Consider the following 16,562-nt stretch of genomic DNA (forward strand, 5'->3'; position numbering starts at 1 on the left):
GGCCTGTTTTGCCTGAAAGGGGGGACTGGGCGGGCGCTGTTTACTGGCAGCTGCCCGAGGCCGGGCGGGCTTTGGCACATGGGAGGGGCATTTTTGCGCAACCCGTGGACATATGCGATAATCAATGGCTTATTCAGGGGCGTTATGGCCCCTGAAGCGATCTTTTCTGGTCGCACACCAGCCTCTGTTACGGGCACCTAATGCTTGAGTTTAAGCATGCCCTTAGAAAGCACAGCTGCACTGAGGCCAGGCTTAAACTTAAGTTCTTTTGTCAGTTATTTAAACGGTTTTTGTTAATGGATAAGCTAGTTCAGGCTAAGCAGGATGGCATAGCCGCCGCTCAGGGTGTCCAGAATCTTCAGGATCTGGATGCGGTTCGAGTCAATTATTTAGGCAAAAAAGGCCTGTTTGCAGAGTTTATGAAAGAACTGGCCCAGCTTGATGCCTCTGAGCGTCCACAGCGCGGTGCCATCATCAACGAAGCCAAGCAGGAAGTAGTTGCCGCCATTGAGCAGCGTCGTGCCGAGCTGGAAAAGGCAGCCATGGATGCCCGTCTTGCCAGCGAAAAGGTTGATATTACTCTGCCTGGCCGTCACCGCGACACCGGTACCTTACACCCTGTAACCCGCACTGTTGAGCGTCTTACCGAGCTCTTTGCCTCCATGGGTTATGAGGTAGCCTCCGGTCCTGAAATTGAGGACGACTACCACAATTTCGACGCCCTCAATCTGCCTCCACACCATCCGGCCCGTGACAGTCATGACACCTTCATGTTCCCTAACGGCCTGCTGCTGCGTTCACAGACCTCCTCTGTACAGATTCGCACCATGGAGAAGAAGGCTCCTCCAATCCGTATTATTTCTCCAGGCCGTGTATATCGTAATGACTACGATATGACCCACACCCCTATGTTCCATCAGATCGAAGGTCTGTATGTGGACAGGAATGTTTCCTTTGCTGACCTTAAGGGCACTATCTACGAGTTCCTGCAGAAGTTCTTTGAAGAGGAGCTTGAGGTTCGTTTCCGTCCATCCTACTTCCCGTTCACTGAGCCATCAGCCGAAGTAGACGTACGTCGCAAAGGCGGCAAGTGGCTGGAAGTTTTAGGCTGCGGTATGGTCCACCCTAATGTACTGCGCAATGTAGGCATCGATCCTGAAGAGTACAACGGATTTGCTTTTGGTATGGGTATCGAGCGTCTGACCATGCTGCGTTACGGCGTAAAGGATCTGCGTGCCTTCTTTGAAAACGATCTGCGTTTCTTAAAGCAGTTTGCCTGATTTCAGCGTCCAGGTCAGTATGGCCCTCAGGGGCCGCTAAGATAACCAATAACTTATAGCTAAGCTCCCCGTTTAAGAGCAGTGTTCACCAGCAGCACAGCGCAGCTGTGGGTCAGTAAGAGACTGATGTGAACTGCCAGTACGGGCCGCTTAGGGGAAATATTATGAAGTTCACTAAAAGCTGGGTCGATGAGTGGGTTGCCAACTCCTTAAGCGCTCAGGAAATGTCCGATGCCATTACCATGGCCGGTTTAGAAGTTGATACCTGTGAGGGTGTCTGTGCCGAATTTGACGGCGTGGTTGTTGCCAGGGTTGTAGAGTGTGAGGATCATCCTGACTCTGACCACCTGCACGTTACCAAAATCGATGCCGGTACCGGCGAGCTGCTGCAGATTGTCTGCGGTGCTGCCAACTGCCGTGCCGGTCTTAAGGTAGCCTGCTCCAAGGTAGGTGCTCACCTGCCAGGTATTACCATCAAGGATGCCAAACTGCGTGGTGTTGAGTCTCACGGCATGCTGTGTTCCTACAAGGAGCTTGGTATGGCCGAGGAGTCCGACGGCATTATCGAGCTGCCTGAGGATGCGCCTGTAGGCACCGATCTGCACGATTATCTGCAGTTAAACGATCACACCATCGACGTTGATCTGACCACCAACCGTCCTGACTGCCTGAGCATCCGTGGTATTGCACGCGAAGTTGCCGTGCTGACCCGTGGTGAGTTCAAGGATCTGGAGTGTGCTCCAGTTGCTGCCGTCATTGACGACACTTTCCCGGTAAAGGTTGAAGACACCGAGGCCTGCCCTCGTTACCTTGGCCGTGTGATCCGTGGTGTTAACCAGAAAGCTCACAGCCCGGTATGGATGGTCGAGAAGCTGCGCCGCTGCGGTATCCGCTCCGTATCTCCAATCGTAGACGTAACCAATTACGTCATGATTGAGCTCGGTCAGCCACTGCACTCCTTTGACCTCAACCGTCTGCATGAGGGCATTGTGGTACGTTTTGCCTGTGAGGGTGAGAAGCTGGTACTGCTCTCAGGTGAGGAAGTTACCCTTACTGACAAGACCCTGATTATTGCCGACCACAAGGGACCTCTGGGCCTTGCCGGTATCTTTGGTGGTGAAAGCTCCGGTATTAACGATGAGACCCGTGATGTCTTCCTTGAGGCTGCTTTCTTCTCACCACTGGCAATCAAGGGCCGTGCCCGTCACTACGGTCTTAAGACCGATGCCTCCCACCGCTTTGAGCGTGGCGTAGATCCTAAGCTGCAGATGCGCGCCATGGAGCGTGCCACTGAGCTTCTGATTGCCATTGCCGGCGGTCAGCCAGGTCCTGTAGTTGAGTGCGTTGATGAGGCCCGTCTCAAGAACGATCACCAGATCACTCTGCGTCTTGAGCGCCTGAACAGAATCCTCGGCTGCACCATTGCCCCTGAGGAAGTTGAGCGCATTCTCAAGACCCTGGGCTTAAACCCTGTAGCCATTGAGGGCGGCTTTGCCACTACTGCTCCATCATTCCGCTTTGATATTGAAATTGAAGAGGATCTGATTGAGGAAGTAGCACGTATCTACGGTTACAACAGCATTCCTAACAAGATGCCTGTTGCTGACATGTTAATGAGTGCCGAGCGTGAAGAGGTTCTCAAGGACCGTGCTCTGCGCAGCAGTCTGGTACAGTCAGGTTTCCAGGAGGCCATTACCTACTCCTTTACCGATCCAAAGACCCTTAGTGTCTTTAATGATCTGGAGCCTCTGGTACTGTCCACTCCAATTTCCGTAGAAATGTCAGCAATGCGTACTACTCTGCTGGCCGGTCTTGCTCTTGCTGCCCGTTACAATGTTAACCGTCAGCAGAAGCGTGTCCGTCTGTTCGAGCTTGGTCTGAGCTACATTCAGGATAAGGATGCTGAAAACGGCGTTCGTCAGGAGCCTATGATTGCCGGTATTGCTATTGGTGATGCTGAGGCTGAGTGCTGGAATCAGAAGGGCCGTCATGTAGACTTCTTCGATATCAAGGGTGATGTAGAGGCTCTGCTGGCTCTGACTGCCCGTGCCTCTGACTACAGCTGGCAGCCAACCCAGTGCCCGTTCCTCCACCCAGGTCAGGGCGCTGATCTCTTCCTGGACGGCCGTCGCGTTGGTGTAGTTGGTATGCTCCACCCACAGGCTCAGAAGGCTCTGGGCTTCAAGATTCCTGTAGCTGTATTTGAGATTGAGCGCAGTGCTCTGAGCACCCGTGTAATCCCACTGAGCAAGGACATCTCCAAGTTCCCATCCGTACGTCGTGACTTTGCCTTTGTTCTGGACAAGACTGTTCCAGCTGCAGCCCTGACTGGCGAGATCAGAGCACAGGGTGGCGCTCTGGTAACTGATGTCACCATCTTTGACGTCTTTGAAAACGAGTCTCTGGGCGACAAGCGCTCCATAGCTCTGGGCGTGACCCTCCACGACAACGACCACACTCTGGAAGATGCCGAGGTTGAGGGCGTAGTAGCCAGAATTCTTGAGGCTGTTAAGACCAAATTTGGTGCTGCTTTACGTGAGTAGTCACAAATTCAGCATCTGGCCTTTCCCAAGTGGTATCAGCATCATGTAAGCTGTATGGCCGGAATACTGAACCGTACCTGCAACCTGATGGTGTTGCGGGTACCTGCAGCAGACTGATGACTGTATGCAGGCCGGAGTGGCATCACCTGCCCGGCGGTTATTTATGATGCCTTTGACATGCAGCTGTACTGAATGACACCTGAGGTGTTAACAGTACAGCTGCTTAATTTTGTCATCAGATAAAAACTGTTCAGCCTGTCTGAAAGCCTCACCCTTAAACTGCCATAATAAGAGTCGAAATGGCCGCTTAAGGCTGATGCTTACAGTGCACCAGGCGCACAGCTGTGCTGTTTTCCCTGTATTGAGGAAGGGGCATTTATCTGTGTGCAGTCGCTCTGACCATTTCAGTGCGGACCTGCAATAAGTTAATCCACAAGGAGTCAGTAAATGGCTAACGAGAATGGTTTAAAAAGTCTTGATGAGAACTTAAGACAGCTCGAGCAGCTGGTATCTTCACTCAATGACACCAGTCTTTCCATCGATGAGGCCATTGCCCGCTACTCTGAGGGTATGAATCTGGCCATCGAGTGCCGCAAGAGCATGAACGAAATGAGCCGCAAGGTTACTCTGGTCCGTCAGCAGGCCATGCAGGCCATGAATCAGCTCAATGAGGACGAGAGCGCCATCAAGACTGACGGCATGCAGAATCAGCCACCAGTACAGTAAGGTATCTCTCGGGACAGAAACATGTCTGTCCATGCCTGCACCTGTAATAAGGCAGGAACAGACGGCCGCCATGGCCAGCCCGCCTCAGGCGGGCTGGCAGCAGCCCCGGTTTTAACCGGAAATGACTGCATGGTCTGTTCTCAGAGGAAACTGAAACACCCAAATTCTTCGCAACAGCTGCGCGCCATTGTGCTGGCGCTGCGGATAAGTGAGCATGACATGGATTTATTAGAGTTTTTTGGCAAAGTTCAGCACCGGGTTGATGCCTGCCTCAAAGCACGTCTGGCCCGTCTTCCTGCAGAGCCGGCCGAGCTTAAGGAAGCCATGGAATATGCCCTGCTTCTGGGTGGCAAGCGTGCCCGTCCGCTGCTGGTCTATGCTTCAGGCAGAGCCTGCGGTGCTTCATGGGAGGATCTGGATTATGTGGCTGCAGCCATTGAGTGTATTCACTCCTACTCCCTGATTCATGATGACATGCCGGAGATGGACAACGACATGCTGCGTCGTGGTCATCCTACTGTGCATGCCAAATACGGCGCAGCTGCTGCGCTGCTGGCCGGTGATACCCTTCAGGCCCTGGCCTTTGACCTGCTGACCGACAGCAACTGCCGTCTGGCTCCTGATGTTAAAGGACGCATGTGCGCCTGTCTTGCCCGTGCCTCAGGTTTTGAGGGTATGTGTGGCGGTCAGGCTATCGATCTGGCCTCTGAGCACAAAAAGCTGCCTCAGGATCAGCTTGAAAAGCTTCATTCTCTTAAGACCGGCGCTCTGATTACCTGTGCGGTACAGCTGGGCTTTATGGCCGGCCGCTATCAGGAAGCATGGGAGAACCGTCAGTCTGATGCCATTGCCTCTGCTGTGGGTCTGGTTGAGTCCAACCATATGAACAGGGAGTTTGAGTGTCTGACCGAGTATGGCCGCAAAGTTGGTCTGGCTTTCCAGGTATGGGACGATGTGCTCGATGTGGCAGGCGATACTGCTGTCATGGGCAAGAATGCCGGCTCTGATGAGTCCCTGGAAAAGAGCACCTATGTCACCCTGATGGGCCTTGATGCTGCCCGTGCCTATGCAAAGCAGCTTGCTGATGAAGCTCAGGCCGTACTCAAAAAGCTGTCTGTTGATACCGATATCCTCAGCCAGTTTGCTCATTTCTGTGTCACACGAGATCACTGATCAGTCTGCTGTCAGATGACAGCTGGCAGCAGCAGTCATCATTCAGACGCGCACTTAGGCAGTCTGTTACTGCCTCCGGCTGTCAGATGATGACCGAGGCAGTCAGATGCTGACTGAGGCAGTCAGTCAATGCCCATGACTGTCAGATGATGACTGAGGCAGTCAGTCAATGCCCATGGCAGTCATATGCTTACTGAATACCTGCATCTTCATATGCATCTGCATCATTAATCACTGACGCATGTGCTGCTCACGCAGCTGAGGCTGCGCTGGCGGAAGCGGAAGCGCCACAACCGCTTGCAGGTGGCGTGGCTTGATGCTGACCTGATGCCTGGATTTTAAAGCCCGCAGTGTGCCTGTCACTGCTGATGGGCACGTGCCCGTAAGCCTCCTGTGGGGCGGGCGCCGGATCATTAAGCATGCACCATGATATGAGTTGTTATTGCTTTACCCGTGCAGGATCTAAAGAATTTACATGAAAGCAGACAGCTGCCAGGCTGTCTATAAGGTTTATACCGGCATAATGGTGCTGCCCCTGTGAGTTATCGGGGACAGACTGTCGTCTGCCGTGGCGCTGTGATTGACCTTTCTCGGGATCAGTCCACAAAAAAATGTTTTTTGCTGTAAGAAATTTATGAGGGGAATACCATCAGCCTGATTGAGCAGGTCCTGAGGTAATACCGAAGCTGTGTTGCATTTTCAGGGATCTGTCCGTCATGGCGGTGGTTCTGAACGTTTGTGGAAGAATCAGAGATTTACAAACTTTTAGGCAGTATTAACGATGCCGCTGATGTCAGGGCCCTGTCCCGTGATGACCTGCCGCTGCTGTGCGACGAGGTACGCTCCTGCATTATCGATACAATCAGTAAAACTGCCGGTCACCTGGCCTCCGGTCTTGGTGTGGTGGAGCTGACCGTTGCCCTGCACTATGTTTACGATACCCCTCACGACATACTGGTATGGGACGTAGGTCATCAGGCCTATCCGCACAAAATCCTTACCGGCCATCGCAATGAGCTGGCTACTATCCGTAAGTACAATGGGCTGCACGCTTTCATCTGGCGTAATGAAACCCCTTACGATCTTCTATCTACAGGTCACGCTTCCACTTCAATTGGTTCTGCCCTTGGTATGGCTGTTGCCGAACGCAACAAGCCAAAGGATCAGCGTCGCAAGGTAGTTGCTATTATCGGTGATGGCGCTCTGTCAGGAGGCTGTGCCTTTGAGGCCATGAATCACGCCGGTACCTTCAAGGACGTAGACCTTACAGTTATCCTCAATGACAATGAGATGAGTATTTCTGAAAACGTGGGTGTGGTTGCCCAGAGTCTCTCTCATGTCATTTCCAGCCCTCATTACGTCAAGATGGTCGAGGGTGGCAAGCGCATCTTAAAGTCGCTGCCTGCGGTAAAAGACTTTGCCATGCGTGCTCAGGAGCACGTAAAGGGCATGATTATGCCTGGCACCATGTTCGAGGAATTTGGCTTTAACTACATTGGTCCGGTAGACGGTCATGATGTCACCAGACTGGAGAGCATTCTGCAGAATGTAAAGGAAATGTCAGGACTGACTTTCCTGCATGTGGTTACCAAGAAGGGCAAGGGCTATGAGCCTGCTGAAAAGGATCCAATCTGCTATCACGGTGTACCTGCTTTTAATCCTGAAGAGGGTATTACCAGGGGCGCCAGCAGCGAAGATTGCTCTTACTCAGCTGCCTTTGGCCGCTGGATGTGCGACAAGGCTGTAGCCGATCGCAAGCTTATGGCTGTTACTCCGGCCATGCGCCTTGGTTCCGGTCTTGCTGAGTTTGCCCGTCTGTATCCTCATCAGTTCTTTGATGTGGCCATTGCCGAGCAGCACGCCATGGTCTTTGCTTCTGGTCTTGCAGCTGGCGGCATGCGACCTGTGGTCAATATCTACAGCTCATTTATGCAGCGCGCCTATGACGGCCTGATTCACGACATGGCCATTCAGGATCTGCCAATGATTCTCTGCCTTGACCGTGGTGGTCTGGTAGGTTCTGACGGTCCTACTCACAATGGCTCTTATGACATTGCCTATACCCGTACTGTGCCTAATCTGATGATTATGGCCCCAAGTACCCGTCATGAACTCTACTACATGCTCAATACAGCCTATGATTACGCCCATCCGGCCGTGATTCGTTATCCACGTGCCAATGGCGAGAGCTTCCTGAGCGACAGAAATGGTGAGGTAAAGAGCGAGCGTCTGAGCCTGGAGCGCATTATTCCTGCAGGTCAGGCCAGAGTAAGAAACCTTTCTGCCAACGCCCTCAAACGTGTCAGAGCCGATCTTGACAGCACCGGTACCAGTTCCTGTCATTATGAGCTTTTCGAGCTCAATGAAGAGGTTATGAATCCAGGGCACACCTGCGCTGCTGACGCCATGGGTTCAAAGAAGAATATAGCTCTGCTGGTCTATGGCCCAATGGCTGAAACCCTTGAGAACTTTGCCCGTGAGCAGGACATTACCCTGCTGGACATGCGCTTTATCAAGCCTGTCAATACAAAACTTATCGAGCGTCTGGCACAAAGCTACGACCTGCTGGTAACTTTTGAAGAGGGTGCAATTCTGGGCGGCATAGGTGAGCATATAGGTGCTCTGGTCGCTGCCATGCCGGGATCAGCTCCAAAGGCCCGTGTGGTGAACATCGGCCTTCGTGACAACTTTGTCATGGAGGGTGATCGCAATCAGCTGCTCGCCGAGCAGGGACTTGATGAGGCTGCAGTAAGGGCACGTGTAAGTGAGGTCTTTGCTACTTTGTAATAACAGAGCTCTCACAGGCCAGCAGCGCCAGCGTACTTTGATTTATGAGCCGGGCCCAGTGCCCGGCTCTTGCTATTGAGGGCCTTAGACATTATGCTTTTGCAGTCAGGATAAACTGACTGCCCAAGTCAAAGTAAAAGGGGAATGACATGCCATCATTTGATATTGTTTCCGAGCTGAAGAAAGACGAGCTGCAGAATGCAGTTGATAACGCCAACCGTGAGCTTCAGACCCGTTTTGATTTCCGTGGTGTTGAGGCCTCATTTGAACTGGTTAAGGCTGACAACATAGTAAAGCTCGAGGCTGATGAAGAGTTCCAGATTCAGCAGATGGACGATATCCTCACCCAGAAGCTGATCAAGAGAAATATTGAGCCAGGCTGTGCCGAGTTCAAGGAAATTACCCGCTCTGGCAAGAAGTCACTGCAGCAGGTAGTCTTCAAGGTAGGTATCGACAAGGAACTGGGCAAGAAGATTGTCAAAATCATCAAGGATGAAAAGATCAAGGTCGACGCCAAGATGAATGACGACACTGTACGTGTTCAGGGCAAGAAGCGCGACGATCTGCAGGCTGCCATTGCTGCTGTAAAGGCCAAAATCAGTGATCTGGGCCAGCCGCTGCAGTTTAACAACTTCCGCGACTAAGATAAGTTAAGTTCACGGCCGTACCGGGAGCAACAGAGGCTTTCAGTACGGCCTTATTGTCTGTGCATCATTAACCCCAGAGAGCCGTCCATGTCTCAAGCACAACAAAATCCTGATCAGGATCAAGCCCCATATCCTGATCTCAGCACTTCCCAGTCATCCCCTGACACATCTCAGTACCACTTTGGTGCTGACGCTCCAGACAATGCAGCCACAGATACAGCTGCTGCATCTGCAGCAGCCTCTGTTGCAGCCGGAGCTGGCGCAGCTGCAGCATCCGCTGCAGGCGCAGGCGCATCAGAGGATGCTCTTGATGATGACCTGGGCGGTAAGCGCTCGCTGCTGCATGAGATTTTCTCCAAACGAATGGGCATCTGCATGATCACAGGCTTTGCCTCGGGCATGCCTCTGTTTGTGCTTATCAATCTGCTGGCTGCCTATCTGCGCAAAGAGGGCCTTGACCTCAAGGTCATTGGCGCTTTTTCCCTGATGATGATTCCTTATACCTGGAAATTTGTCTGGGCGCCTTTTATAGACCGCTATCAGATCTTCTCCATGGGGCGCCGCAGAGGCTGGATCATACTCTCGCAGGTGATCCTTACAGGGTCAATCGCGGCCATGGGCTTTGTAAATCCACGTGATTCCATCATGGTGGTAGCAGCTCTTGCTAGCCTCGTGGCTTTTGCCTCAGCGACTCAGGATATCGTGCTTGATGCCTACCGTCGTGAGTTCCTGCCAGACAATGAGCTGGGCCTTGGTAATGCAATTTTCGTCAATGCCTATCGAGTAGCCGGACTGATACCAGGTGGTGTCTCGCTTATCATGGCTGACTTCTTCTCCTGGCAGACCGTCTTTTCATTTACCGCCGCCTGTCTGCTCCCTTGTCTTGTTCTTTCGCTCTTCCTCAAAGAAAATGATTGCGGTAATGCACCACGCACCTTAAAGGCAGCCATTGTTGAGCCTTTTTCCGAGTTTATTGGCCGTCGTGGTATCGGATACGCCATCTTTATCGTCTGCTTTGTCTTCCTGTACAAAATTGGCGATTCCATGGCCCTTGCTCTGGCTACTCCTTTTTACATGGATCTTGGCTATAACCTGACCACCATTGGCGTAGTGGCCAAAAATGTAGGTTTGTGGTCCACTGTAGCAGGCGCTCTGCTGGGTGGTGTCTTTATGCTCAAGCTGGGCATTAACCGCGCCCTGTGGGTCTTTGGCTTTATCCAGATGATTACCATTCTGGGCTTTGTGCTGCTGGCTCATCTTGGTCAGCAGGGCACACCATCTGTATGGCTGCTCTCACTGGTACTGGTCTGTGAGTACGGCGGTGGCGGCCTGGGAACAGCTGCCTTTGTGGCCTTCCTGGCCCGTGAGACCAACCCGGCCTATACAGCTACACAGCTGGCGCTGCTGACCTCCTTTTCGGCCATTCCCCGCACCTTCTGTAACGCTATCACCGGATACCTGGTAGAGTACCTGGGCTGGCAGGACTTCTTTGTACTGTGTACCGTACTGGCCGTACCAGGCATGGTACTGCTCCTTAAAGTGGCACCGTTTAACAGCAGCGAGTCGGACATGAAATCAGCCTGATGCCCAAGGCAAAACGCTCCTGCTGCCATGCCTGGCCCAGCCAGCCATGGTCGACGGCCTGCCCCGGCGGTCTGGCCGAAACCGCGTCATATAACAGCGCATGCTTCAAGAGAGGTATGCGCTGTTTTGGTATCTGCAGACGGTCTATTCAATGTTGCTGCATGCAGCCTGGCATGCATGCCAGCATGCATGCCAGTAAGCCTGCGCAAAACTGCCGTGCCTGGCATACATTCACAGTCGCCTTGTGCCCCGGCTTAATAGACTGCAGTATGACAAAGAGCAGGGGCATGGCCATGTATGCAGGCGGGCAGGAGCCATGCCTGCAGGTTAGTAGAGCAGGGCATGAATGATGGTGAGCAGAGCAGGGCATGGAGCAGGGGCAAAGGCGTGGTTGCAGGGGGAATGGCATCAGGCGGCGGCAAGGGGGCTATGAGGCCGGGTAATTTTGTCCTGGATCCTTGTATGTCATAGATGTGAGTGTATAGACGCGCGTGATTTAATAAGGGGCACAGATTTGACAAATTTACATCTGAATTTGTCAGTAAAGATTGTCTGACAACTTTTATATTATTAGGAAAACTAATGTTACATGTTTTGTAACAGTAACATTTGTGCTTAATGAGCCTGGGGAAAGACCGAAGTATTCAGAGATGTGAAATACCTGGGCTGCAATTGTAAACCGGGCTTTGAGAGCGCCCTGAAAGTGCCTTTTGATAGTATCTAGAGACAAAAGATATATGCCACTGGCGAGCTGATCTGGATGTTATTTTGTCCAGAGAATCAGAGTGTGTTTTGACTTGTATCAATGTGACATTGGAATTAGTTAAGCAAGTTTATAAAGTATCGATAACATCCAGGGTTCATGGCAGGCGGTTCAGATTTTTTTAGCTTTGTCACAAAGGCGTAAGCTCGCGGCTGTTGACTTAGATACGACCGTCATTTTGTGTTAAAATTTGGTGCTTGATGCCTGCCTCTGAATTAACGGTGCAGGTACCTGATTTCACTCATAAATTTCTCACAAATCAGCATGTGACGGGCGTCTCATTTCAGGCCGTAACATAATATTCTGATCAGGTGAGACAACCTCAATTCACGACAATTTCTTAAGACACTAATGGGTTTAGTGATAAGGAGTACATTCCCGCCAGTGGACTTATTAGCCCTTAGTAATTTGTTGTGACCCTCAGGCTGATTCAAAGATTTTGCCCTAAGTTTTTCTTATTAGTGCTAACAATCGACAGTTCCCATATCTTATGTAAAGCGTGTGCGCCTGTCAGGCTGGCATAAGTGTGGTCACAGGCTTTAAGCCTCCGTGGATGCTCTGGACACAGAATGTCAGAGGTACCCGGGACCACCTGACTAAAGCATGACAAGTAAAGTGCGGTGAGCGCCTCAGATAAGAATTCGGGCCAGCGATTGGCAGTGCATGGCGCTATGCGCTTTGACATGGGGCTGGTGATTGTAGCTGACAGGATTTTTGTAACAGTGAGTGTTCTTGGGAACCCCATCAGATTTCGTCGGCTGTCATCTCATGGCCTGGTACCTGCAGGGTATCTGCGCTGATGAGCAATGACATCTGACAAAAGTAAGGCAATGTGCCTGCTCGCCGACACGTCACGGCCGCCTCAGTGATGAGGTGTTCCGTGGAATGTCAGTACAGGAAGGCCCGGTGTAAACCTGCGGTTATAGCTGTTCTGATACCCATAAGCGTTGTGGCACTGCACAGAGGTCAGTCTGAAGTACGTGGAGTTTTACTCCTTAATGTTTTGTATTGGAACCGCCTATGATTAACATCAAAAAAGGATTGGATCTGCCTATCAGCGGCCAACCTGAGCAGTCAATAGGCGCATGTCCAGTGGTAAAGCATGTCGGCATTATCGGCAGCGACTACCCTGGTCTGCGTCCTTCCATGGCTGTTGAAGTTGGTTCAGCTGTTAAAAAAGGCCAGGTACTGTTCGAGGACAAGAAAAACCCTGGAACACGATTTACCGCTCCAGCCTCTGGTACTGTTGTTGCAGTCAACCGCGGCGAGCGTAGAGCATTCCAGTCGCTCGTTATCGAAGTAGACGAGTCAGTTAAGGGTGTCGAGTTCAAGAAGACTCCTGCTGACAAGCTGCTCGAGCTGTCACTGGAAGACGTAAAGAGTGAGCTGATTGAGTCCGGCATGTGGACTGCCATCCGTACCCGTCCTTTTGACAAGGTACCTCATGTCAACAGCCTGCCACACTCCATCTTCATCACCGCCATGGACACCAGCCCGCTGGCTCCTGAGGCAGGTCCTCTGATTGCTGCCGAGGCTGATGCCTTTGTCGCAGGTCAGGCCGTATTAAGCCGTTTTGGCGTAAAGGTATTTGTCTGCCACGACGACAAGTCCATTCCTTTATGCAAGGCTCCTGAAATTGCAGAAGAGATCTTCGTAGGTCCTCACCCTGCTGGTCTTGCCGGCACCCATATCCACTTCCTGGATCCGGTTTCCGAGAACAAGACTGTATGGCATATCAATTATCAGGACGTTATTGCCATTGGTCACCTCTTCACTGAGGGTGAGCTGTACAACAAGCGCGTTATCTCCATTGCCGGTCCTAACGCCAAGGAGCCACGTCTGGTCAAGACCATTCTGGGTGCTTCCGTTGCCGAGCTCTCTGCCAATGAGATCATTCCTTCCGAGTATGGCGTACGTGTAATCTCCGGCTCCGTACTGTGGGGTAATAATGCTGTCGGCGCTTTTGCCTACCTTGGTCGTTACCACTCTCAGGTATCAATCATTGAAGAAGGCAAGATGCACGACATCCTGTTCAAGGGCTGGCTGGGCCTGGGCTTAAAGCGTCACTCTGCTTCCAATGCCTATGCCTCCTCATGGTTCAAGCCATCCGAATACATCTTCAATACTTCAATCAACGGCGGCAGCCGTCCAATGGTGCCGGTCGGTCAGTTCGAGAAGGTTATGCCTCTTGATATTGAGCCTACCATGTTACTTCGTTCCATTGAGATCAATGACGTCGATCAGGCCAAGCTTCTTGGTATTCTCGAGCTTTCCGAGGAAGACGTTGCCCTGTGCACCTATGTTTGCCCAGGCAAGACCGACTACGGCCGTCTCATCCGTCGCAGCCTGACCAAGATCGAGCTGGAGGGCTAATACGTGTTGTTAAGTCTCTTTAAGAAAATTGCCCCAATGTTTGAGAAGGGTGGCGTACTCGAAAAGATGTACCCTCTCTACGAAGGCACTTTCACCTTACTTTATTCCTCCGGTCATGTAACTACCGGCAACACTCACGTGCGCGATTACCTTGATCTCAAGCGCATCATGATCGTTGTCTTCTTCGCCGTGTTCCCTGCCATGATCTATGGCTGGTACAACGTTGGCGATCAGACCGTAATGGCTTTTGCCAGCCTGCCTAACGGCGCCGAGCTCGCATCTGCCAGCTACTCACTGTTCAGCTCTGACTACCACTACGCCATCGTACAGATGCTCGGTGGTTCTCTGGGTGCTGATGCCGGCGTATGCAGCAAGCTCCTTATCGGTCTTGTTTACTTCCTGCCAATCTACATCGTCGTATTCGCCGTAGGTTCTTTCTGGGAAGTATTATTCTGTATCGTCCGTGGTCATGAGATCAGTGAAGGCTTCTTCGTTACCTCCATCTTATTTGCCTTAATCGTTCCACCTTCCATTCCATTATGGCAGGCTGCCTTGGGTATCTCCTTTGGCGTTGTGATCGGTAAGGAAATCTTCGGTGGTACCGGCCGTAACTTCATGAACCCAGCCTTAACCGGCCGTGCATTCCTCTTCTTCGCCTACCCAGCCTCTATTTCCGGTACCGCCTGCTGGGTTCCAGTTGACGGCTTCACCGGTGCTACTCCGCTGGCACAGTGGGCTGAAGGTGGTGAGGCTGCCCTGATCAACACCATGGGCGAGCAGATCACCTGGATGGATGCATTCCTCGGTAACATCCCAGGCTCACTGGGCGAAGGCTCCACCCTGGGCATCATCATCGGTGCTGCTTTCATCCTGATTCTGGGTATTGCTTCCTGGCGTATCATGGTCGGCATTCTGGTCGGCGCATTCATCTGCTCCTCCCTGTTCAATGCTATCGGCTCTGACACCAACTACATGTTCTCCATGACCTTCATCTGGCACGTAGTATTAGGTGGCTTTGCCTTTGGTACCGTCTTTATGGCTACCGACCCAGTGTCTTCTTCTTTCACCAATGGTGGCAAGTGGGCATTCGGTATCTTAATCGGTGTCATGGTTGTGCTTATCCGTGTCGTTAACCCAGCCTACCCAGAAGGCATGATGCTCGCCATCCTGTTTGCCAACTGCTGGGCTCCGCTGTTCGACTACTTAGCAACCGACCGCAACATCAAGAGGAGACTTGCCCGTGCTTAAGCTCAATAAGGACTCCGTATTTGGCACTTTCGTTGTTATTATCGGCTTCTGCTTAGTATGCTCGGTAGTAGTTTCCAGTGCCGTAGTTGCATTAGGTCCATTCCAGCAGGCCGCCATTGCCAATGACCGTCAGGTAAATATCCTGCGTGTTTCCGGCTTTGACATTAAGGGCTCTGTTGCTGCAACTTACAAGACTCACATTGAGGCCAAGCTGCTTGACCTCGAAACCGGCAAGTTCGTTGAAGATCCTAACAACGAGGCTGACGCCTACAACTTCCAGTCTTTAGCCAAGAACCCTGAGTTCAACACCGCCATTCCTTCAGACGTTGACTATGCCGGTATCCGTACCCGCACAAAGTTAATGCCTGTATATCTGTCCAAGGATGAGGCTGGCAATGTAGTCCGTTACATTCTGCCTTTCTACGGTCAGGCTTTATGGTCAACCGTTTACGGTTACCTGGCTGTTGACACCGACGGCAACACCATGAAGGCCGTAACTTTCTACAGCCACGGTGAGACCCCAGGTCTGGGTGGTGAGATTGACAACCCACGCTGGCAGGCTTTATGGGTAGACAAGAAGATTACCCGTGAAGACGGCACCCGTGGCTTCAACATCACCAAGACCCCTGATCACAACGGTGAGGGCAAGGACTACGACGTAGATTCCCTGTCTGGTGCTACCCTGACTGCACGTGGTGTTGACAACGCAACCAAGTACTGGTTCGACGTTGCCTACAAGGCCTTCTTAGAAAATGTTCGCAAGGGGGAGCTCTAAATGAGTGACGCAAAGACTCCTACTTGGAAAGAGGTACTTCTGGATCCGCTCATTGCCAATAACCCGGTAATGGTTCAGGTTCTGGGTATCTGTTCTTCCCTGGCTGTTACTTCTTCCATGAAGACAGCATTCGTTATGGGTATTTCCGTAACCTGCGTTTGTGCTCTGGCCAATCTCGCAGTTTCCTGCACCCGTAACTACATTCCAAGTTCCGTACGTATTATTGCTCAGATGACCATTATTGCCTCCCTGGTAATTCTGGTTGACCAGGTCTTAAAGGCCTTTGCCTATGACCTGTCCAAGCAGTTATCCGTATACGTAGGTCTGATTATTACCAACTGTATCGTTATGGGTCGTACTGAAGGCTTCGCTCTGAAGTACCCTCCAATGACCTCCATGGTTGACGGTATTGGTAACGGTCTGGGCTACATGCTTGTTTTATGTATCATCGCCACTGTCCGTGAGGTATTCGGTTCCGGTTCCTGGTTCGGCATTACCTTATTCGAGACTGTAAACAACGGCGGCTGGTACGTACCATGCGGTCTGCTCATCATGCCACCATGCGGCTTCTTCCTGGTAGGCCTGTTAATCTGGGTTGTTAAGACCTTCCGTAAGGACCTGGTTGAGCAGCCTGAGTACGAGACTCACAGAGAGGGTTAATAA

At 51.8% G+C, this 16,562-nt stretch carries 11 protein-coding genes; all 11 read left to right on the top strand.

What is annotated here, in order from left to right; genetic code table 11:
* Window positions 1-296 precede the first annotated feature (296 nt).
* The 11 genes from pheS to MXE39_RS06775 all read left to right on the top strand — a co-directional run bounded on the left by pheS (window position 297) and on the right by MXE39_RS06775 (window position 16,559).
* Window positions 297-1,280: a phenylalanine--tRNA ligase subunit alpha gene (gene pheS / locus MXE39_RS06725; protein ID WP_246978093.1), complete on the top strand. Its 984-nt coding sequence runs from the start codon at window positions 297-299 to the stop codon at window positions 1,278-1,280.
* 164 nt (window positions 1,281-1,444) lie between these two features.
* Window positions 1,445-3,823: a phenylalanine--tRNA ligase subunit beta gene (gene pheT, locus MXE39_RS06730; RefSeq protein WP_246978094.1), complete on the top strand. Its 2,379-nt coding sequence runs from the start codon at window positions 1,445-1,447 to the stop codon at window positions 3,821-3,823.
* A gap of 447 nt (window positions 3,824-4,270) precedes the next feature.
* A complete protein-coding gene (gene xseB, locus MXE39_RS06735; RefSeq protein ID WP_246978095.1) occupies window positions 4,271-4,549 on the top strand; it encodes an exodeoxyribonuclease VII small subunit in 279 nt (92 codons plus the stop codon).
* A gap of 219 nt (window positions 4,550-4,768) precedes the next feature.
* Window positions 4,769-5,722 carry a polyprenyl synthetase family protein gene (locus MXE39_RS06740; protein ID WP_246978096.1) on the top strand — a complete coding sequence of 318 codons (954 nt, stop codon included), beginning with the start codon at window positions 4,769-4,771 and terminating at the stop codon, window positions 5,720-5,722.
* 738 nt (window positions 5,723-6,460) lie between these two features.
* Window positions 6,461-8,509, top strand: coding sequence for a 1-deoxy-D-xylulose-5-phosphate synthase (dxs, locus tag MXE39_RS06745; RefSeq protein WP_246978097.1), 2,049 nt, complete (start codon window positions 6,461-6,463; stop codon window positions 8,507-8,509).
* Between the two features lie 149 nt (window positions 8,510-8,658).
* Window positions 8,659-9,153, top strand: a complete 495-nt coding sequence (locus MXE39_RS06750; protein ID WP_246978098.1) for a YajQ family cyclic di-GMP-binding protein — start codon at window positions 8,659-8,661, stop codon at window positions 9,151-9,153.
* Between the two features lie 90 nt (window positions 9,154-9,243).
* Window positions 9,244-10,740 carry an AmpG family muropeptide MFS transporter gene (locus MXE39_RS06755; RefSeq protein ID WP_246978099.1) on the top strand — a complete coding sequence of 499 codons (1,497 nt, stop codon included), beginning with the start codon at window positions 9,244-9,246 and terminating at the stop codon, window positions 10,738-10,740.
* A gap of 1,783 nt (window positions 10,741-12,523) precedes the next feature.
* Window positions 12,524-13,876, top strand: a complete 1,353-nt coding sequence (locus tag MXE39_RS06760; RefSeq protein ID WP_246978100.1) for a Na(+)-translocating NADH-quinone reductase subunit A — start codon at window positions 12,524-12,526, stop codon at window positions 13,874-13,876.
* A gap of 3 nt (window positions 13,877-13,879) precedes the next feature.
* Window positions 13,880-15,124, top strand: coding sequence for an NADH:ubiquinone reductase (Na(+)-transporting) subunit B (locus MXE39_RS06765; RefSeq protein ID WP_348647472.1), 1,245 nt, complete (start codon window positions 13,880-13,882; stop codon window positions 15,122-15,124).
* The gene (locus tag MXE39_RS06770) at window positions 15,117-15,899 is read left to right on the top strand and encodes a Na(+)-translocating NADH-quinone reductase subunit C (RefSeq protein WP_246978101.1); all 783 of its coding nucleotides are present in this window, start codon (window positions 15,117-15,119) and stop codon (window positions 15,897-15,899) included. The genes MXE39_RS06765 and MXE39_RS06770 overlap by 8 nt, the downstream gene beginning before the upstream one ends.
* Window positions 15,900-16,559 (top strand): NADH:ubiquinone reductase (Na(+)-transporting) subunit D, encoded by a 660-nt coding sequence (locus MXE39_RS06775; protein ID WP_246978102.1) that lies wholly within the window; start codon window positions 15,900-15,902, stop codon window positions 16,557-16,559. It begins immediately after the preceding gene.
* The last annotated feature ends 3 nt before the right edge of the window (window positions 16,560-16,562 follow it).

This window comes from Anaerobiospirillum sp. NML120511 (assembly GCF_023050955.1).
GTDB lineage: Bacteria > Pseudomonadota > Gammaproteobacteria > Enterobacterales > Succinivibrionaceae > Anaerobiospirillum.